The 20,925-nt window shown below is 44.1% G+C and carries 18 protein-coding genes and 1 tRNA gene; 6 read left to right on the top strand and 13 right to left on the bottom strand.

Annotated features, from left to right (window positions below; translation table 11 throughout):
• Positions 1-101: 101 nt before the first annotated feature.
• A complete protein-coding gene (locus OD355_RS02110) occupies positions 102-1,094 on the bottom strand; it encodes an IS110 family RNA-guided transposase (RefSeq protein WP_263036792.1) in 993 nt (330 codons plus the stop codon).
• Positions 1,095-1,826: 732 nt separating this feature from the next.
• Between OD355_RS02110 and OD355_RS02105 the strand changes: the two genes are divergently transcribed.
• From OD355_RS02105 to OD355_RS02095, 3 genes are all read left to right on the top strand, one after another.
• Positions 1,827-3,098 (top strand): L-lactate MFS transporter, encoded by a 1,272-nt coding sequence (locus OD355_RS02105; RefSeq protein WP_263036791.1) that lies wholly within the window; start codon positions 1,827-1,829, stop codon positions 3,096-3,098.
• Positions 3,099-3,135: 37 nt separating this feature from the next.
• The gene (locus tag OD355_RS02100) at positions 3,136-3,531 is read left to right on the top strand and encodes a hypothetical protein (RefSeq protein ID WP_263036790.1); all 396 of its coding nucleotides are present in this window, start codon (positions 3,136-3,138) and stop codon (positions 3,529-3,531) included.
• A gap of 99 nt (positions 3,532-3,630) precedes the next feature.
• A complete protein-coding gene (locus OD355_RS02095) occupies positions 3,631-4,140 on the top strand; it encodes a low affinity iron permease family protein (protein WP_263036789.1) in 510 nt (169 codons plus the stop codon).
• A gap of 123 nt (positions 4,141-4,263) precedes the next feature.
• Here OD355_RS02095 and OD355_RS02090 read toward each other — a convergent pair whose 3' ends face one another.
• The 11 genes from OD355_RS02090 to atpB form a co-directional block, all read right to left on the bottom strand.
• Positions 4,264-5,274 (bottom strand): FAD-dependent oxidoreductase, encoded by a 1,011-nt coding sequence (locus tag OD355_RS02090; protein ID WP_263036788.1) that lies wholly within the window; start codon positions 5,272-5,274, stop codon positions 4,264-4,266.
• A 41-nt stretch (positions 5,275-5,315) separates the two neighbouring features.
• Positions 5,316-6,122 (bottom strand): GAF domain-containing protein, encoded by an 807-nt coding sequence (locus tag OD355_RS02085; protein ID WP_382303494.1) that lies wholly within the window; start codon positions 6,120-6,122, stop codon positions 5,316-5,318.
• A 61-nt stretch (positions 6,123-6,183) separates the two neighbouring features.
• Positions 6,184-7,185 carry a PAS domain-containing protein gene (locus tag OD355_RS13915; protein WP_382303490.1) on the bottom strand — a complete coding sequence of 334 codons (1,002 nt, stop codon included), beginning with the start codon at positions 7,183-7,185 and terminating at the stop codon, positions 6,184-6,186.
• Complete coding sequence (locus tag OD355_RS02080) at positions 7,170-9,704, bottom strand: GAF domain-containing protein (RefSeq protein ID WP_263036786.1); 2,535 nt, start codon at positions 9,702-9,704, stop codon at positions 7,170-7,172. The genes OD355_RS13915 and OD355_RS02080 overlap by 16 nt, the downstream gene beginning before the upstream one ends.
• Positions 9,705-9,966: 262 nt before the next feature.
• Positions 9,967-10,050 (bottom strand) — tRNA-Leu (locus OD355_RS02075).
• Positions 10,051-10,120: 70 nt separating this feature from the next.
• Positions 10,121-10,831: a tRNA1(Val) (adenine(37)-N6)-methyltransferase gene (locus OD355_RS02070; protein WP_263036785.1), complete on the bottom strand. Its 711-nt coding sequence runs from the start codon at positions 10,829-10,831 to the stop codon at positions 10,121-10,123.
• A 290-nt stretch (positions 10,832-11,121) separates the two neighbouring features.
• Positions 11,122-12,699: a F0F1 ATP synthase subunit alpha gene (atpA, locus tag OD355_RS02065; protein WP_263036784.1), complete on the bottom strand. Its 1,578-nt coding sequence runs from the start codon at positions 12,697-12,699 to the stop codon at positions 11,122-11,124.
• A 29-nt stretch (positions 12,700-12,728) separates the two neighbouring features.
• Positions 12,729-13,292 (bottom strand): ATP synthase F1 subunit delta, encoded by a 564-nt coding sequence (gene atpH, locus OD355_RS02060; protein ID WP_263036783.1) that lies wholly within the window; start codon positions 13,290-13,292, stop codon positions 12,729-12,731.
• A gap of 27 nt (positions 13,293-13,319) precedes the next feature.
• Positions 13,320-13,814 (bottom strand): F0F1 ATP synthase subunit B, encoded by a 495-nt coding sequence (gene atpF, locus OD355_RS02055; protein ID WP_263036782.1) that lies wholly within the window; start codon positions 13,812-13,814, stop codon positions 13,320-13,322.
• 91 nt (positions 13,815-13,905) lie between these two features.
• Positions 13,906-14,148 (bottom strand): ATP synthase F0 subunit C, encoded by a 243-nt coding sequence (atpE, locus tag OD355_RS02050; protein ID WP_263036781.1) that lies wholly within the window; start codon positions 14,146-14,148, stop codon positions 13,906-13,908.
• Between the two features lie 45 nt (positions 14,149-14,193).
• A complete protein-coding gene (gene atpB, locus OD355_RS02045; protein WP_263036780.1) occupies positions 14,194-15,378 on the bottom strand; it encodes a F0F1 ATP synthase subunit A in 1,185 nt (394 codons plus the stop codon).
• Positions 15,379-15,603: 225 nt separating this feature from the next.
• On the opposite strand from atpB, the gene OD355_RS02040 reads away from it, so the two are divergent.
• From OD355_RS02040 to OD355_RS02030, 3 genes are all read left to right on the top strand, one after another.
• Positions 15,604-17,745, top strand: coding sequence for a S9 family peptidase (locus OD355_RS02040; RefSeq protein ID WP_263036779.1), 2,142 nt, complete (start codon positions 15,604-15,606; stop codon positions 17,743-17,745).
• Between the two features lie 198 nt (positions 17,746-17,943).
• Positions 17,944-18,147 (top strand): hypothetical protein, encoded by a 204-nt coding sequence (locus tag OD355_RS02035; RefSeq protein WP_263036778.1) that lies wholly within the window; start codon positions 17,944-17,946, stop codon positions 18,145-18,147.
• 73 nt (positions 18,148-18,220) lie between these two features.
• Positions 18,221-19,432, top strand: a complete 1,212-nt coding sequence (locus OD355_RS02030) for an exo-beta-N-acetylmuramidase NamZ family protein (protein WP_263036777.1) — start codon at positions 18,221-18,223, stop codon at positions 19,430-19,432.
• 220 nt (positions 19,433-19,652) lie between these two features.
• Here the strand turns inward: OD355_RS02030 and OD355_RS02025 are convergent, their stop codons facing one another.
• Positions 19,653-20,756 (bottom strand): lipase family protein, encoded by a 1,104-nt coding sequence (locus tag OD355_RS02025; RefSeq protein WP_263036776.1) that lies wholly within the window; start codon positions 20,754-20,756, stop codon positions 19,653-19,655.
• Positions 20,757-20,925 lie beyond the last annotated feature (169 nt).

The raw sequence follows: 20,925 nt of genomic DNA, 5'->3' as shown, positions 1-20,925 counted from the left end.
AACAGGTATGGTGATTAAAAGAAAAAAAGATAAACCTTCTCTGCGATCTTGGCGTATAAATCTTTGCGTATTCTAAGATCATCAAACTGCCAAAAATAATTTCAAGCAGCTTGCAAATAGTTCTCAATATATATTGTTTGACGTTTAATTACAGCGAACATTCTATGTATAATTTTGTTTCTCACTATGTTGATGGTACTCATTTTAGATTTGCCATCGGCTACTCGTTTTAAATAAAATTCTTTTAACTCTTTGTCATATTGGATAGCTGATTTTGCTGCTAAGTCTAACAAAGTCTTCATACGTTTATCTGCCAAATGGCTGACCCTGGTTTTGCCTTTTATACTGGTGCCGGATGTATGTTCAAAAGGAGCAACGCCACAGTAACAAGCGAACTTTCTGCCATTAGTAAACTTAGTAAAGTTGTGCGTTTTGATAATAGTGGCAAGACTTAATACTTTACCCACGCCGGTAATGCTTTGCAGAAGATCAATGTTACTTTTAAGTGCTTTATCTGCTTGGATAATCTTTTGCATTTCGGTTTCAAGTTTTGTGATTTGTGTTTCCAAAGTTTTTAAAACTTTAGTTTGAGCCTGCATAATAGCGTCACTTTTAACAAGACCTATGTTTGCATATTCTTTCATTACATTGAGCGTTGCGGCTTTTTGTTTTACTAATTGTTGCCTTGCGGTCTGTAATAGCTCTAAGCGTTGTATGGCCTTGTCTGCAAGCTTTTGAATCCGCAACTTGCTTTGTTTCTCAAATCCATATAAAGCAATTCTTTTAGCATCAATTTTATCGGACTTGCCGCGCGTAAGGCCCATGGAAAGTTTTATTTCCAAAGCATTTACTTTGGCAAACTTTATTTGATACTGATGTAAAAAGCACTCTAAACAGTAGCTGTAAAGACCTGTGTGCTCCATCACAATTAAAACTTGTGAGAAGTCGATTTTGAGCGCACGAAAACTTTTTACCATTTCTTTAAAACCCGTTTCGTCATTACTAAAACATTGATGCTGGTTTTGTGGATGATAAAACAAATCAATTGTTTTTTTCGACAGGTCAATGCCGACAATGTTTTTAAAATTTTCCATTACCTTTGTTTTAAGGACAATTAATAAAAAGTGCCAAAGCCTAAGACCTTTAATTAGTCTTTAAGGACTTACTATTCTAACTGGGCCTAAGGCACCGTGGAAGGTCAGCGGGGACTAATACGCAAAATAGACCTTAATGTCTTTGTCTCTGCAAAGTTCACCCCGCTTCCTTTCACAAAATTATTTACTAACTCTTGATATCCAATTGCTGTAAAGAACTATTTTAGATCTAAAGGCAACTTTGCGTGAAACAAAAACATTCAAACTTTTTCTCGGTAAGCCATGACGAAATACAGCATTTTGAAATGGTTAAAAGCCCAAATCAATTTGAAAGCTTCGATAATACTTATGCGCCCGAACCACGCGCCCGCCTGTCGGTGAGAGGAAGCAATGCACGGAAGGTGATTGATTCGCCCGAGAGAAGTTATAGACTTTAGAATAACTGCGGCGAAGCAATTGTTCCTGAGTGCAAATTGCTTCCGGGTCAGAGCCCATGCGCGCGGCTCACCTTCAGGCGGGCTAGATTTTTTTGATTCTTTTTGCGGCTATGGCAAAAAGAATCAATTTGTTTTAATGCAAAGAAAGAAGATTACGATGTCAGGTGAAAACACCTGACATGGCGATATTCTTTACTTCTTACTTTTCACCTTTCACCCACAAATCCCCCACATGAGTTATATCATTTTTAATACTTAAGATTTAAAATAATTTTGCATTCTTAAAATCGAAGATATGAGGAACAATAGGTGGCTAATTGCCATAATGGGAACCGTGATCCAGCTGGGACTGGGAACTGTGTATGCCTGGAGCTTTTTTCAAAAACCTATAGCCGATGCCTACCGTTGGAGCAACACAGAAGTAGCATGGGCATTCAGCCTGGCTATTTTTATGCTGGGCATATCCGCAGCCTGGGGCGGTGTGATCCTGCCGAAATACGGCCCTAAAAAGCTGGCAGTTGCCGGCGGATTGCTGTACGCGCTGGGGTACTTTATTGCTTCCTTTGCCTTGCAGCAGCACAGTTTATTGCTGCTGTACCTTGGCTTCGGCGTGGTAGGAGGCATCGGCCTGGGGCTGGCATACGTAACGCCGGTAACCACTGCCTCTAAATGGTTTCCCGATAAGCAGGGACTGGTGACGGGCATGGTAGTGATGGGCTTTGGTCTGGGCGCTGTGCTGATGTCTAAAATCTTGGCCCCGGTATTTATGGATCTTACGGGCGGCAATATGAGCGCTGTGTTTATGTACATCGGCATTACACTTTTAATATTACTACCTTTATCGGCTTTATTCATGCGTTTCCCACCGGAAGAAAAGATTATTGCAACCAAGGCAGCTTCAGGCGTTCAGCAAAATAATCTCCCGGTAAAAAAAGCTATTTTCTCTAAGCAATTCCTGGTGATCTGGTTTATTTTTATGTTTAACGTAGTGGCCGGCATGATCTTTATTTCCTTTCAGTCGCCCTTACTGCAAGACCTGATGAAGTTCAGGATGCCCGCAAATACTGATTTTCAGTCTCCCGAAACTGTGGCCGGGCTGGCAGCTGCCGGCGCTACGCTTATTGCGCTGAGTTCCATCTGCAACGGCCTGGGAAGGTTTGTGTGGGGAGCTGCCTCTGACAAGATCGGCAGGATACAGACATTCAGGCTTTTGCTGGGCGCACAGGCAATTGTGTTCCTGGCGCTGATATTTTTAAAGGAGCCGCTTATATTCTCAGTGCTGGTATGCTTTGTTTTGCTCTGCTACGGCGGAGGCTTTGGCGTGATACCTTCTTTTGTAAAAGACGTTTTCGGCGCAAGGCTGATGCCGGTTGTCTATGGCTCCATGCTTACCGCCTGGGGTGTAGGCGGCATCCTGGGCCCGCAGATTGTGGCTTACATGAAAGACCATTTCGGTGAAAAAGCAGGCGTATATGCCTTTAGCGTAGGCCTGGTGATTTTATTGCTGGGATTAGTATTGTCACTGCTGTTTAAAAAAGGAGAACAATTTATGGCTGCGCAGGATTGACGGCTTATTATCGCACGTTTATTGTGGTAATTAAATAATGACGAATGAAATTACCCGATTATTTATTTACAGCCTGGTCATAGCCTGCATTGCCTGGACGGTGACGCATGAAGAAATATTCCGCGAGGCACGGGATTATTGTGCAAACCAGGGCAGTACTTCCAAATCGTTTTTCCGGAAAAAATTCTTCTACGTCTTTACCTGTGAATATTGCTTCAGCCACTGGGTCACCCTGTTGTTCGTGCTGCTTACCGGCTATAAACTCATTCTCCACGACTGGCGGGGGTACATTATTTCAGGCTTCTCACTGGTTTTTATGGCTAATATTTACATGACCATCTTTGCCTTGCTGCGCCAGGGGCTCAAAAAAGAGCGTATAGAGGCCAGCATCAAAGACGAAGAACTCAGGGAAATTAAGGAAGAAAACAGATAACAAACTTATAACCAACCAGTTGCAAAGAGTAAAGACGCCAGGTTCGCCACCGGGATTACAATGGCGTGGATTTTGTTCACTTACCCAAAACAGATTAACATGAATAGTGAGCATACGAATCCGCCGTTATTTGAGCGGTTTTCGAACAAAATTACACAGGTAACCGGCAGTTCCGCAGCGTTTGCCATTGCAACATCAACCGTGATTATCTGGGCTGTGAGCGGACCTTTTTTTAACTACTCCGAATATTGGCAACTGATGATCAATACCGGCACCACCATTATAACTTTCTTAATGGTTTTCCTGATACAGAAATCGCAGAACAAGGATTCAAAAGCCATACAGCTAAAGCTTAATGAGCTCATTGCAGCCACACGCGGCGCCAGCAACCGGCTGGTAGGCGCCGAAGACCTTACAGAGCAGGAGCTTGATGAACTGCGCGACCTTTATATGCGGATGGCAGAAGTGGCTATGAACAAAAAAAATAAAATGGCTACCACTACCATTGAAAAAGAGATCACACACTTGGGCAGTAAAGTAGAGCATATTGAAGAAAAGGTAGACCAGATAGAAGAACAGGTAGATGAGCTTAAGGACAATATACATTAGCTTCCAAGCTTTGCGCAAGCTGCCATCACAGGTTTTGAAAACAAGCTACCGCATATAAAATTGCTGCCCGTGCCGGTAATTAATTTACTTCGGAATGCGGGCGCAATATTTTAGGTGCTGGTATCATTCCTGCATACTTGTGCCAGCCAGCCCCGTAGCCTGTAAGGATTCTTTTTCAAAGAGCTGTTGCGTAAAGTACATGGCAGCCATAGTGCCTATGGAAGGATGTGAATAATTGTAACCCGCCACCACATAGCTGCCCGGCGTTTCCAACGGGCCGGTAAGCAACCCGCCATCGGGCGACTTATAATAAACGGAAGACCAGCGTACCATGAGGCACTGCACTTCAAAGTTATTCATTAAATAATCTTCCAGTATTTTAAACTGCCGGCGATCGTCTTTTCCTTTGATCACTTTATAATCAGCGCCCTGCACCTCTACCAGCGTAGTACTTTTGTCGGCCTGGATGATGTGTGTAAGCAGGTTGTGTTTGGTATTCCTGAATACACTTTCAGGGTAAATGTTTGCCAGCTTGGCCATCAGAGAATAGGTCTGGTAGGGAATGACCAGTTTCAGGCCCAATGAAAGTATCCTCGAAGACCTGGGTGAGTATATAATATTTTTAGCTAAAGCCTTACCGCGTGAAGTATGTACAGTATAGGTATCATTGCATTTCTCTACTTTGAGCACCCGGCTCTTATCCATCACCACACCCCCGTTGTTAGCTACTATTTCAGCAAGGGCTATAATGTATTTGAACGGGTTGAATAAATGTACCGGTCCCGGTATTTGTTGCCCTGCGAACGGTAGCGCCCGGTCGGGCACATGGCGCAGGTCGCACCGGATATTGTATTTCTTACTGGTAGCCAGTATAAATTCCAGGCCTTTCTGCAGGTAGTCAAAAGGTGTCCTGGCCGGGTCGCTCGCCGGCGGTTTGTAATTGTTTATTTTAATAAATTCCGGCTGCTCGCTGAGGATGGTATAATACCTTCCGGTAGTTTCAATGCCAATGCTTTGCTGCTCAACAAGAAGCACCTTTTTGCCTGCCTTCTGCAGAAGATACCCCAGTGTAACACTGGTGATGCATCCGCCTAATATTGCGAAATCAAATATTTCTTTTTTTTGCTTTGCCACTTTATGCTCCTCCGTGTTGTGTTTCTATGTTTAGATGCCGGCTATTCTTTTTTGGCTTGTAAGGCTTCCTGGAATACTATAGCCAGCATATTTTCGCCCAGCGCAGGAATTTTTACAGCGTAGGCGTCTATATGTCTTCCTGCAAGTTCTGAATAGAATTCATAACGCTCTCCATTATTATTTTTCAGCGCATTTTCTGCCCGCCTGCACCAGTAATCTTTAGTTGCAGGGTATAGCTCGCTTGCTTTTTTACCTTTGTAATCCTGCCCCATTATTTTAGCAGAAGCAGGGTTATTATCCAGGTATAAAATATCGGTGATATGCCTTTTCTCATCCATCATTGCTTCACAAAAAACAAAGCCTAAATCTATGGTATTGAAAATGGTACGGTACTTGTCTTCGGATATCCGCAACATTTCCTCTGCTTTTGCGCGCTCAATTCTTATCCATACGCGGCTGCAGACCTCCTGTAACAATTCGACTTCTCCTTTTGACCATTGGCTGGCACCACTACGTGTTACGCCAAGGTTAAATACCCACTTTCCATTAATCAGGTACGGTATGTTCACAACAGATCCGACATCTATGTCGCGAAATGCTGCTGCCTTTTCCGGGGACCTTGCTCCGTCTTCAACATTATTGATAATCATTGGTTGTCCTGAAGCCAGCAGGCGGTTCTCCTTCTCGGTATGAAAATCGGTTAGCTTGTATGTGCCGGTCATAGATGCTGCGCCGTTCGCACGTAGATTGTACAAAATAGTGCATTCCCTGAGCGAGTAGTTGACCTCTATGAACGAACATTGGGAAAGTTGAAGGTGGCTGAGAATGCGTGCTGCTGCCGTTTTCATGATTTCCTCCACAGAACCGAGAGGGGCAAAATCCTTCATGAGTTCTGCCAGAAAAGCAAGATTAGCTTCCCGCTCTTTGCGTTCGGTAATGTCGGTAAAAAACCACTGCAACCTGTTTACTGCCTTGATCTCCCATACGAAAAGTAAAGGTGTAATACCACCGGCGGGTACCTTGGTGCCACTGCTCAAAACGCACAGCTTCTCCTGTTTTACAAACCCTTTCATATATTTCCAGCCAACAGCTTTCCGTATTCAGATTCAAATCGCTGTGGCGCTTGCCGGTAACATTAGTTAAACCGGTTTGCTTTTCATAGGCCGGATTCACCTCTACCCATTCCAGGTCAATGGGTTTTTGATTTTCATCGTAAACAATTTCATAAATACAAAAGCCCTGATCTATGGAATTAAATATGGAATAGTATTTATCAGTAGCTGTTTTTGCTATTTCTTCTTTCAGCTGTAGTATCTGTTGTTGGTTGTTTTTCCTTTGGGTAATGTCTTCCCGGGTATGTACCAGCCGGTCATCACCAATCGGTGTATTGGTAATGGCAAACCACGCTTTTCTTCCACGAAACTCAATCTCATTCACATAACTGGTTCCGCTGTTGCTTGCAATCGTTTCATTGAACTGTGCCAATTGCGTGCTGGCGCTTTCGCCATGCTCGCTGAACAGCCTGCCCGTAAAATCTTCCCCCAGCATTTCAATGCTTGCCCGGTTAATGTATTCATGATAGTAGTCTGTGATCTCTCCCGTCTCGTTACGGATGGCTTTGTACACAGCCATGCCGATGTTTGGGGCATCAATTATTTTTTGCAAAAGGTCTTTGCTCTGGCGGAGCGATTCTTCTGCCTTTTTGCGTTGGGTAATATCTGAAGTAGTAGTAGTTACGCCGTCACCTAATTTCACCACCGATTGGCAATACCACTCGTCAAACTGTACATTGTACTTTTCATACTGCTGGGAAATGCCTGTTTCCACAACCTGTTTAAACGCTTCAAAAGTAGTATCTTCCACTACTCCGGGCTGGGTATCCAGCAAATTCTTCCCTAAAGACAGGGGCATTTTTTTTCAGCTTCATGGTTTAAAAGAATGTATTTGAAATCCACAATTTCACCCTGCTCATTTCTTACCGCTTCAAAAACTTGGATCATATCCATAGATGCATCCATGGTAGACTGGAACAAGTCCCTGCTTTGCTTTACTTCCGCCGTACGCTCACGCACAACCTGCTCCAGCTTAGTGATATAGCGCTGTTTTGTATCGCGCAAAGCTTCTTCGGAACGCAGGCGCATCATTATTTCCCAGGTCCGCTCGCCGGCTTCCATAAGAAAATCAAAATCTTCCTGGTTCCATGCTCTGGGCTTGCTGCAATGTACATTGACATTGGCCATCCGGCGGCTGCCTTTTATTACCGGGAATACCATAAGTGATTCAATATGGTATTGTAAAAGACTTTTTTGCTCTTCATCGGTAAAGGTATGGCTTACGCCGTCAGGATACCGGATGTCGGTACTGTTTTCCTCTGAATGAATATTCACATTGTCAATTACAACAGGAATATGCTGCTGTGCTACAGCGCATATAGAGTTATATTGAGCAGCGGGAATACTTCCAGGAAACTTCACCTGGCATGCATCGTATCCTGACATGACACACTGTGTGTGATCGTTATTGCTCTCACCAATCAATAACCTGTCGGCATCCAAAGCCTCGGCCATAATTTTTGTAGCAATATTTACCACATCTTCTGCAGAACTCAATGTGCGCAATGCATCATTTATTTTTAACTGGTAGGCATTGTAGCGGGCTATACGCTTTTCTTTTTCTTCGGATACTATTTTTTGGGTAATGTCGTTAAATAAAATAGCCACATGATCACCGTTCTTTTCATCATATTTTACAACATTAAAATCAAACCACCTGTTGCTGACAGATGAATATAAAATATGCTTCTCTTCTGAACCGGTTCTGGCCACACGCTGGTAAATTTCCAACCATAATTTTTCTTTAATAAAACCAATCTCATTCAGCGTTTTACCCGTAAAATCAAACCCCATGATCTTTACGGCTACAGGGTTTACATGTTCAAATACAACATCGGCGGCTTTTTGCTGCTCATCAAAAATAAGTTTACAGATAGCTGCGCCAATGTTGATGCCGTTGAATAATTTGCGGAATTTTTTCTCGGAAGTTTTTAAAGCTTTTTCCGCCAGCGTATGCTCTACTGCGCTCTGTGTACGCCGGGCCACTTCTTTTATTACAGATATCTCATCGTCTGTCCATTCCTTAGGCTTATCCTGTGCTACCACAAATGAGCCTTTGAGCACACCGCCGCCGGAGATAGGCGACATTACCACGGCGCCCACGCCGAGATCTTTCATAGTAGCACGTTCCTCATCTTCCAGCCTTGTATCTGTAGCCAGGTTGCACGATACAAAGGTTTTGTCTTTTTTGAGGTGCGAGGTTATCAGCGGGTGGTTATTATCATGATGGCTGCCTACCATGCTGCTGGTAACGCCCGGTGCACGGTATTGCCATTCGGTGGTCCATAACCCGTTTGTATACATGCTGTAATGGGCCATGGAAAAATCAAAATGCCTGCCCAGCATTTCTGCGGCTTTCTTTTGCACGGCTACCGGGTCCTTAATGGTGCTTAGTTCATCGGTAAGCCACAACAGGAATTCCTTATTTTTTTTGTCTTTTATAAGCTGTGTCTGCGAATGTTTAAATTCTGAAATATCCAGCTCTGAATACCATAAATGCGGCCTGCCCGCCGCATCTGTACGCTTGCCGCCTTTTAGCTTTACCCATTGAGGCCTGCTGCCGTTGACACGCTGGTATTCTATTTCATAATCTTTGCCTTCTGCCAGCGAACGGTTTATCTCTATTTCCACCCTGGGAACATCTTCTTCTGCAATACTTTTTACTACATCGTCCGGCAAGGCAGCTTTTACCAGGGCTTCTTTCAGGGTTTTTAATTCAGCACCCTGCGGCTCGGAAGATTCGGATGAGGAACCCCATACCGATAAACCAAGTGCATTAGCAGTAGTTTCAAAGTCAAAGCTTTGTTTCCTGAATTTATCTATTTCCCTGATCCTGAGTACCGCTGACAGTATTTTTTGAAAACCGCTGCGCGCAAGCTCAACATCATTTTCTCTCCACTCAGTGGGTGTATCATTGCGCATTTCCAGCAGGAACATACCATTGCCGCCTTCCGGCAACAACACACCGAGCAAGGCGCCGGTGCTGCACTTGTCAAATAATTCCGGGTGTGTATTTTTTACATCGGGCAGCTTGAGCATACTCTGCTGGCTGTATAACCGGAAATGTTCTGTACAGGGTTCTGGTTGCGGCGTTGCATTCTTTCTTTTGAAATGGCATTTCAGTTGCGGCATGGGCCCGGTAAAATCGTATACCACCACTTCATCGGCTATAATTTTCGCAGCGAAAGCCCGGCAGCAATAACTGAATATCTCTTCCTCCGCAGGCAGCATAGCTATTTCATCGGATAGTTGCAATAAAAACAACAGGTCGGAATAGCTGAGATATTCCGCATAATCAAATTTTCCACCTAAGTCCATAAATACGGTTTTAATACAGGGAATGTTATTACCACAAAAAGTTGACCGAAAGCATACTAAAATGCAACAGCTGTTCTATCACGCTGATACTTAGCGTATGGCATCAATAATTTCCTTGCAGTCAGCTAAGAATGGGTAGTAATACCTGCCGGTAATTACCGGTAAGGTTGGAAATGTATAGCTGATCATGCTATTGCACCAATATGCTGGGGGGATAAGCTGATTGCCGGGGATAAAAAAAGGACGCCGTTTCAGCGTCCTGTGCCCAGAACAGGAATCGAACCTGCACTCCCTTGCGGAAACCAGATTTTGAGTCTAGCGCGTCTACCAATTCCGCCATCTGGGCAAATTTTCATGTTGGGATTGCAAAAGTATAATAAGATTTTCAATCTGTAGCATTTTTGCATTACTTTTTATCATAAATGCAGGTAATACGCTTTCAGCAGAGCCATAAACCGTTCGCTGTACCCTCCGGCATCTTCCCTGATGGTTATTGTTTCCATGCACATTTCCCTTTTGCTGCGTGCAAGAAATAAAATGCTGCGAAAAACAGCATGCGCAGGCGTCTGCTTTACCAGGTAAACCTGCTGCGGGTAAAAACCGGCTTCCTTCGCCATTCCTGTAAAATATGCATGCCGCGAATAGGGCAAGAGCACACAAAACAGCCCCTGCCGGGACAGCAGGCGGTCAACAGCGGCGACCAACTGTTGCAGGCTTAATGTACTGCCGTGGTGTGCCATATTTTTCTTTTCATTTGCAGATGTAAGATGGTGCTGGTAAAAAGGGGGGTTTGAGAATACAATGTCATAGCTATTGCCGGTTACCGGGGCATGATGCATGATGTCAGTATGTACCAGCCTCAGGTTTTGGAAAGGTGAATTGCGGAAGTTTTCATCAGCCTGCAAGGCAGCATCTGCGTCAATTTCAACAGCATCGATCATAGACTGCGGGTGTTGCTGGGCAAACATCAGCGAAAGCAGGCCGGTGCCTGCTCCGATATCCAGTGCACGCGGGAAATTTCCCGCAGGCAGCAAACTTCCGAACAGGCAGGCATCTGTACATACTTTCATAGCTGTGCGTTCCTGGTGTACGGTAAATTGTTTGAACCTGAAAAAACTGTTGCCCATAATGCAAAAGTAAGCAGTTAAGCATTTACACGTGGTTTTATCACCTGCGTGCCTGGTAAAGCTCCTTACCTCCCTTGTGCTTCGTTTTCTTTTTTACAGGTAAAGCGCGCAAGGGTGCAACATGATTTCGTTTCTGGTAAAATGCTGTGTAATTTAACCATGTTCTTCGTGGAAATCCTGTGCTTTGTTGCCTTTTAGCCGGCATTCCGGAAACACAAAGTGCAGAGCAACTGCTGATAAAAAAGAACCACCCTGTGGAGAGTGGCTCTGTTGTTTATAGTTTAGAAACTTTATTTAAAATGCGGAATAATTGTGTTGGCCAATTCCACCATTTGCTTAATGCCTTCTTCAGGCAAATTACCTTTCTTAAATTCACCTAAAACTTCCGGCAATTTATTTTCCATTTCAAGCAAAAACTGTTTTTCAAAGTCTTTGATCTTTTTTACCGGTACATCTTTGAGCAATCCTTGCGTACCCAGGTAAATAATAGCTACCTGTTTTTCTACTTTATACGGAGAGAACTGGGGTTGCTTCAGTATTTCCACGTTGCGCGCACCTTTGTCAATTACGTTTTTAGTGGCTGCGTCCAGGTCGCCCCCGAATTTAGAGAAGGCTTCCATTTCACGGTATAGCGCCTGATCCAGTTTCAGGGTGCCGGCAACTTTTTTCATGGATTTGATCTGCGCATTACCACCCACACGGCTTACAGAGATACCCACGTTGATCGCAGGGCGTATGCCTGAGAGGAAGAGGTTGGTTTCCAGGAATATTTGTCCGTCTGTAATAGAGATCACGTTGGTAGGAATGTAGGCAGATACGTCGCCCGCCTGTGTTTCAATGATCGGCAATGCCGTAAGTGAACCGCCGCCTTTTACCATATGCCTGATAGATTCCGGCAGGTCGTTCATATTCTTAGCCACCTCGTCATTGTTGATCACCTTTGCAGCTCTTTCCAGCAAGCGGCTGTGCAGGTAAAACACGTCGCCCGGATACGCCTCGCGTCCCGGCGGGCGGCGAAGCAGCAGGGAAACCTCGCGGTAAGCAACAGCCTGTTTAGACAAATCATCATAGATGATCAGTGCAGGGCGGCCTGTATCGCGGAAAAATTCGCCGATGGCCGCACCGGCAAAGGGTGCATAGAACTGCAGCGGAGCCGGGTCAGATGCTGAGGCTGCAACAATGGTGGTATAAGCCATAGCGCCGTGGTCTTCCAGCGTTTTCATTACACCCGCAATGGTAGATGCTTTCTGGCCTATTGCCACGTATATACAATAAACCGGGTTGCCGGCATCGAAAAATTCTTTCTGGTTGATGATGGTATCCACGCAGATGGCGGTTTTACCGGTCTGGCGGTCGCCGATCACCAGTTCACGCTGGCCGCGGCCTATGGGGATCATGGCATCAATAGCCTTGACGCCTGTTTGCAGGGGCTCTTTTACCGGCTCACGGAAAATAACACCCGGCGCCTTGCGCTCCAAAGGCATTTCATAGAGTTGCCCCTGTATCGGGCCCTTGCCGTCAATAGCCTCTCCCAATGTATTGATAACCCTGCCAACCAAACCTTCACCCACGTTGATGGAAGCGATCAGCCCTGTTCTTTTTGCCCTGTCTCCTTCCCGGATACCTGTACTTTCACCCATCAATACCACACCCACGTTATCTTCTTCCAGGTTCAGTGCAATTGCTCTTACCCCATTATCAAACTCCACCAATTCACCTGCCTGTACGCTGTTTAATCCGTAAATACGGGCAATACCATCGCCCACCTGAAGTACGGTTCCTACTTCTTCCAAATCAGCAGACACATTGAAATTGCTTAATTGTTGTCTTAATATCGCTGATATCTCATCTGGTTTAATTTCCGGCATTTCTTTTTTATTTTTAAATGAACTGTTTTTTATCGAATATTATGTTCGTACAAATTTGTTTTAAATTGCTTGCTGATGTCTTTCAGGTCGCGCTGTATGCTGGCATCCACCAGGTTGCCGTGGTACTCCAGTATAAAGCCGCCGATGATATCGGGGTTTACAACGGTTTGCAGCTGTATCTTCTCAAAGCTGGTTTCTTCCTTCAGCTTATTCATAAAAGTTTCCCTGGCTTCAGGGGTTAGTTCTTTGGCAGTAGTCAATTTTACTTCGTGAATGCCCATTACTTCGTTGTACTGCCCTACAAAAGCTTCCAGTATCTGTAAAAGGTTTTTCTCCCTGTCTTTTTTTATCAATAGCTGTATAAAGCGTGAAGTAAGCTCGCTGATCTTTCCCTGTACAACTGCATGGATGATGCTCCATTTTTTATCTGCGGCGATCACCGGGCTGCTGACCAGGTTTCTGAATTCACGGCTTTGCTTTGCCACGTCAATCATGTAAAGCACATCGCGGTAAACCTCGTCTAACTTGTTCTGCTCCTGCGCTATTCCCACAAGGCTCTTTGCGTAAACCGATGCTAAAAGATTGTTCTGCATGCTTTATGTGTGAATTTCCTTTTTAAATTAATTTAATTTTACGTCCTGTACCAGGTCATTGATATATGCTTCCTGTGCAGACTTATCTTGCAGTTGCCTGCGCAATATTTTTTCTGAAAGCTCTACCACCAGGTCGCCCACCCTGTTTTTCACATCTATCATGGCCTGGTTTTTCTGCTGGTCTATCACCAGCCTGGCATCAGCTACAATCCTGTTGAATTCAGCTTTGGCTTTCTCCTGCGATTCGGCAATGATCTTATCTCCGGCTTCTTTGGCTTCTTTCAGCATCAGGGTTCTTTCTTCGGCAGCTTTCAGCAGCAGTTGTTCATTCTCGCTTTTCAGGCTGGCCATTTCATGCCTGGCTTTTTCAGCAGCAGACAATGATTCGGCAATACCTGTTTCCCTGTCATTGAGCATTTTAAGTATAGGCTTCCAGGCAAACTTGGCCAGGATAACCATTACAATAATAAATGCAATGAGCATGTATAAGAAATATCCTAAACCGGGCAATAGTAATTCCATATAGTAATGATTAAATTTTCTTTCTTAAAAAAAAATAAATTTATTGCACCCGCCGTCCTGTACTTTGAGTGCAATAAATAGCTTGTACAAATTAGCTTAATACAGCCAGCAGGCCTGCGATAACTGCGAAAAGGGCAACACCCTCGATGAACGCAGCAGTCAGGATCATGTTTGTACGAATGTCTCCGGCAGCTTCAGGCTGGCGCGCAATGCTTTCTACAGCGCCTTTACCTATCTGACCGATACCGATACCTGCACCGATGGCAGCCAGACCTGCACCGATAGCTCCGCCCAACTGGGCAGTGCCTTCCATTAAAACGTTCAACATTGACATACTTGTTTGTTTTTATTTATTAAAAAAATCGTTGTTCCAAAAATTTTATGCTGCAGCTATTTCATGCTTGTCATCATGTGCGTGCGCATGGTCGCCGTGTGTAGAAGGCTCAATAGACTGCCCGATAAACACAGCGGTAAGCATGGTAAAGATAAACGCCTGAATAAAAGCTACCAGCAATTCTATACAATACATAAAAATGGCAAACGCAATAGATACGGGGGCAAAGCCTGCACCCGCCACTGTTGACATATTACCAAAAATAAAGATCAATGAAATAAAGCTCAGGATAATGATGTGCCCCGCCGTCATGTTGGCAAAGAGACGTATCATCAGGGCAGCCGGCTTGATCAACAGGCTCAGCAGCTCTACCGGGGCCAGGATCAGCTTAACCGGAACGGGTATGCCCGGAGCCCATAAAGTGTGTGCCCAGAATTCTTTGTTGGTGCTGATGAGAATATACACAAACGCTATCAGCGCCAGTACACCCGTAAACGCAATATTGCCGGAAGAGTTGGCGGCGCCGGGTATCAGGCCCAGGAGGTTATTGATTAAAATAAAGAAAAATAACGTAAGCAGGAAAGGCATATACCGGTTGTGCTTGCCGTAAAGGTTTGGCCTGGCAATATCGTCGCGCACAAAAGTTATTACCGGCTCTATGAGGTTTTGCAGGCCGGTAGGCGCCTTGTTGGGGCCGTTTCTCCTGGCGCTTTTAGCCACGCTGGTCATGATCAGTATCAGCAGGATAGCTGAAAGCAGCATCTGTGCTACGTTTTTGGTGATGGAAAGATCGTATACTTTAGATCCGTCTTCCGCAACAATGCTTCCTGCGTGCAGGCCTGCAACAGCGGCTGAATCAACGCCCAATGCTTTTTGCTCCTCAATATAATGCTCGTCTACCATCCTGTATCCTTTGTATGGCTGCAGGTGACCGGCATGGCCGAACTTGCTGGACAGGAACATATCCACGCCTTTGGCAGGCGAATACAGGATCACAGGCAAAGGCAGGCTCGCATGGAAATCACCGATACTGAAAAAATGAAATTCATGCGCATCCAATACGTGGTGGATAATGGCATTTCCGGCATTGAACTCGGCTTTTTCAACACGCTCTTCCTGGGCAACAGACATTAAAGCGCTACTATCCTGGGCATAAGAAATGCAACAGAACAATGATAAAACAACAATAAAATGAATGCGGATAAAGAATCTGTAACCCTTCGATGCCATGTTTTATAGAAATTTGGGCAAATATAAGGTTGATTGTGTAAAATAAAGAAATTTAAAGCTAAAAAATTAGCCTTTGCACAAATCCGGTTCCCCTTTTGAAGACCGGAATATTTGCCGGCAAGAATTCAATCATCCCTTGCGAGGCAAAGGATCTGCAGCAACAATTATTGCCACTGCTTTGCAGGTTCAATACAATTCTGTAATTTTCGCCTTAAAAAATTTTATATGCAATATAAACCCTTTTCATTATTCATTATTTCCCTGTTTTTATTTTCACTAACCACAATGAGCCAGCAAAAATATACATGGCCGGACGCCAAACCTCCCATAGCACTGAAAAAAGAACGCATCAGGAATGTGCACAACGACCCCGTAAACGATAACTACTACTGGATGTACGATTTTTTCGGCAAAGGGCCCGACAGCGCCAGGGTGATTGACTACCTGGCTGCGGAAAACGCCTACCTGGATGCCATGATGAAGGATACAGAACCCCTACAGCAGGAACTGTTCAAAGAAATGCGCGGCAGGATAAAGGAGAAGGATGAATCTGTGCCTTACCTGCTCAACGGCTATTACTATTACACACGCACCGAAGACGGCAAACAATATTTTAAGTATTGCAGGAAAAAAGGCAGCCTGAAAGCGCCGGAAGAAATATTGTTAGACGTAGATAAAATGGCAGAAGGCTATCCTTACTACTCAGCTACCGGCTTTTCCATTAGCCCAGACAACAACAAAATGATATTCGGCGTAGACCAGGTTTCCAGGAGGCAATACAAACTATTTTTAAAAGACCTGAAAACCGGCAAGATCACAGACTTAAAGATCAGCAATACAACAGGCAGCGCTACCTGGGCCAACGATAATAAAACATTCTTCTACACTTCAAAAAATCCCGAAACATTACTTACGGAAAAGATCATGCGGCACACGCTGGGCGCCGGCGCTGATAAAGATGTGGTGGTGTACGAAGAGAAAGACAATACGAACTACATTGGCCAGGGCAAGTCTAAAAACAAAAAATATATTTTCATCAATTCTTCTTCTACCACCTCTTCTGAAATCCGCTATATTCCTGCGGATAAGCCGATGGAGGCTTTTAAAGTATTCCAGCCAAGGATGAAGAATGTGCTTTACAGCGTGGTTCCGCTTGAAAATAAATTCCTGATCCTTACCAATAAAGATGCGCTGAATTTTAAAGTGATGGAAACACCGCTGCATAAAACGGATGTTGCTGCCTGGAAAGATTTTTTACCACACAGAAAAGATGTACTGATTGAAGGTATAGATGCATTTAAAAACTTCCTGGTTTTTACTGAAAGGCAAAACGGCCTTAACCAGATTGTGATTTTAAACAGGAAAACCGGCAAAAAAGAATTCCTGAAATTCGATGAACCTGCCTATACCCTTTCTCCTTCGGGCAATGCGGAATATAATACAGACAATTTCCGTTTTGGCTATACATCACTGATAACGCCGGCTTCACAATACGAACAAAACCTGGCAACAGGCAAACGCACCTTGCTAAAGCAGCAGGAAGTTGTTGGCGGTTACGATAAATCACAATATGTTACCGAGCGCTTATTTGCTACTGCTAAAGACGGCACAAAGATCCCTGTTTCCATTGTTTATAAAAAAGGATTTCAAAAAGACGGCAATGCCCCGTTGCTGCAATATGCTTACGGCAGCTACGGCAATAGCATGAATGCCAGTTTCAGCACCTCAAGGCTCAGCCTGCTCGACAGAGGGTTTGCCTACGCGATTGCACATATCCGCGGCGGTGAAGAGATGGGGCGGCAATGGTACGAAGATGGCAAAATGATGAAGAAGAAAAACACCTTCACAGATTTTATAGATGTTTCTGAGTACCTGATCAAAGAAAAATTCACTTCTCCGCAGCATCTGTACGCACAGGGCGGCAGCGCAGGCGGCCTGCTGATGGGCGCGGTGGCAAATATGGCCCCGCAGTTGTACAATGGCATGATTGCGCAGGTGCCTTTTGTAGACGTGATCAATACCATGCTTGATGAAAGCATACCGCTGACCACCAACGAATACGACGAATGGGGCAATCCCAAAAACAAGGAGGCATACATGTATATGAAAAGCTATTCGCCCTATGAAAATATTGAAAGAAAAAACTATCCCAACCTGCTTGTTACCACCGGGCTGCACGACAGCCAGGTGCAATATTTTGAGCCTGCTAAATGGGTAGCCAAACTCCGCGATTATAAAACCGGTAACAATGTGATATTGCTGAAAACCGATATGGAATACGGCCACGGCGGCGCCAGCGGGCGCTTTGATTACCTGAAAGATGTAGCTTTGGTTTACGCATTTCTATTGAAGCTGGAAGGAATCTGATGTTTGAAGTTGTAAGTTGCGATTTTGAATTGTGATTTGCTATTTGTGATTTGAAAAGCCTGGTGCAGCCTTGTTTTCATCTGGAATCTTTTGATTTGTGAATTGTGATTTAGAGCTGCTGCCCTATCATCCTTCCGAAGAAGCTGATGCTAAACCTGTAACACGCTGCCCTTTGCGAAGAAATTCGAAGGGGGCAGAGTGGATACTCAATTCGCATTCTATGACACTATTATCCTGAATAAACATCTAAGCTCGCGCTGGAAGGGGCAGGAGTGGTTTTATGCCCGAAGCATTCCCGTATTAACCTTTATACAAAAGGTACACGTCAATATCCAGGATCTGTCAAAAGAAGAGACAGGCAGCTCCTCTAATTCGCAAGCAACAAATAAGTATAAATTATAATCTCTGGCATGAATATAATCTAAGTTAATTTCCTACATTTACTTTATACTTTAATTCCTAAATTTTCCAGCCCATGTATAAATATTTATTTTTTGCCTTACTGTGCTTCTTCATTTTTTTAAACCCAAAAAATGGATCGGCAGCTAATGACATTCCTGCAAAAATTCTAACCGGCGCAGACCAAACTGAAAAATATATAGATCTCCTAAAAGGAAAACGGGTAGGCATACTTGCCAACCCGACAACAATCATCGGTAAAACCCACTTGGTAGACAGTCTCCTGAAACGAGGCATTCGTATTGTGAAAGTTTTTGGCCCTGAACATGGTTTCCGGGGAAATGCAAGCGCCGGCGTTAGTGTGGGCGATGAAAAGGATGCTGCTACCGGAATAAAAATTGTGTCTCTTTACGGCAATAAAAGAAAGCCATCGAAAACTGATTTAAGTGATGTAGACATTATGGTATTTGATGTACAGGATGTGGGATGCAGGTTTTATACCTACATTAATGTACTGAGAGATGTTATGGAATCCTGCGCCGAAAACAACAAGGAATTATTAATCCTTGACAGGCCCAATCCAAATGGCTATTTAATTGATGGCCCTGTTCTGGACATGTCATTAAAATCAGGCATCGGCCAATTTCCCATACCCATATCGCACGGAATGACTATTGCTGAATTTGCGCAAATGATCAATGGAGAAGGATGGTTGCCAGGCAACACAAAATGTAAACTAAAAATCATACCGGTTAAAAATTATGCTCATGATATGGATTATGTTTTACCCGTACCGCCTTCTCCAAACCTGAATACACAACAGAGCATAATGCTGTATCCTTCCACCTGCCTGTTTGAAGGTGTAGCCGTAAACCACGGCAGAGGAACCTATTACCCATTTACTATCTTAGGCAGCCCGTTATTCAAAGGAAAGTACGCATTCTCCTTTATCCCTAAAAGTATTAAGGGCATGAGTGAAACGCCCATTTATATGAACCAGGTATGTTACGGCCTGGATCTGCGCAATTATGATGTGTCTAAACTCAGGCAAAGCAAGCGCATTAACATTCAGTGGATAATAGACCTCTACAACGCCTATCCGGATAAAGCAAAATTTTTTGACAGGACGCAAAGTAATCAGATGGGCAGTATTGATGGCTTATCAGGAGATGCCAACTTTAAAAATCAAATTGCTGCAGGCTTATCTGTAAAAGAAATACAGCAATCATGGGAGCCAAAACTGTCTGAATACAAAAAGACGCGGCAGCAGTACTTGCTATATAAATAGGAACTAAACATATCATGAGGAAAATAGTTCCGCTTCTATTGCTGCTGTTACTCATCAGTAGCACTGATGAATGACAGCAGGTTGCCAGACATTTAAAAGGCTTATCGGGGCAAGTGAAATAGCTTTGGGCAACAGCCAGGTATACATCGGCGGGAGATAAATAAAGTTGGGATTGTAATCAATCATTTTACAAATTCCAACAATTTGACCAAGAATCTCATCATTTCAAATAATCCTTCTTCAACAAATAATAATATGCCTCATAGCTGTGGTGCAGGAATTTATCTTTAGGATGCTTTGCCTCGTCGAATAGTTGAAAGTAAGCTTCGTCCGGCATCAGTATCACGGGTGTACCTGCGCGCATATAATTCACAGTAGGCGCATATTGAGGCTCCTTAAAACCAGGCAGCGCCTTGCTTACAGCATACTTATAGATCTTATGCCCGAAATAATCAGTAAACATTTGCTGTGCTTTGCGCGGTCTTTTCTCCACCTTGCCGATCAGGTAGCGGCCTACAATACGCTTAAATAATTTCTCGTCTTTAAGATCCCGGCGCATTTGCACCAGCGGGTTAAGAGGGTACATGTCCCGCATAGCCTGTACGGTGTAGGGAGTTTCAGGCACCCAGTCAACCGCGTTTACTACATTAAAAGCCCATGGGCCGCGATTGATAAAATCATAATCATAAGCGTAGTTGATATTGCCCGGCTTGGGCGCCGCGCTGCAATAGGTTTTAAAAAAAATATCTTTCGGCAAAGTACCGTCCTGCTGGCGGTAATGCAGGTAAGATCTTAGTAAATAGGCAATGGCGCCACCCTGGCTATGCCCGAAAATATAAAAGTCGCTGATGCCGCCGGCATGCTGTGCTATAATTTTTTGCTCAATATCTTCAGCCATAAAACCCAAAGAAACTGTCCAGCCCGCATGCACGGCTGCATGCTTGTTCGCCGCAAGCTTGTAATGAAATGTTTTACCGCGAGCTATTTGCAGGGTCCCTTGCGCAGGAATCATGGCGAAGTAATAATTTGCCAGCCAGCTGGTGTCATTCTCCACTGTGCCGCGGATAAAAATTACAGCAGTTTTTTCCTGCCCGTTTACATACAATGTCCAGCGGTTTTTCATACCCACTTCCGGAGAGCGGTAAGCCAGCCGGAAATCTTTCTTTAAAGTATTCAGCTTCGCTGAATCAGCGGTTTTATCTCTGTAACCTGTAACAGCTAACAATTGAGCATACTCCACAGCATCAAAACCGGGCCGTAATTTTTGTTGAGCTATTGCCATGTTGGCAATGAAAAGAAATAAAAAGATCAGTCTTATACGCATCTGGTAAAAATTTGCCTGCAAGATAATAAGAGTGGATAGATTGAAAAATTAGTATTCTATTAAAATAAGATCGCCGCCGGTAACAGACGGGCAAAGGCAGATACCGCAGCAGAGGGCAATGAGTTGTTATCCGTAGACGGTAAAATTTTTATGTCTTAGTATACGGTAC

This window comes from Haoranjiania flava (assembly GCF_025631005.1).
Lineage (GTDB): Bacteria > Bacteroidota > Bacteroidia > Chitinophagales > Chitinophagaceae > Haoranjiania > Haoranjiania flava.
The sequence above is the reverse complement of the archived record's forward strand: the minus strand, read 5'-3'. Positions and strand labels throughout refer to the sequence as shown.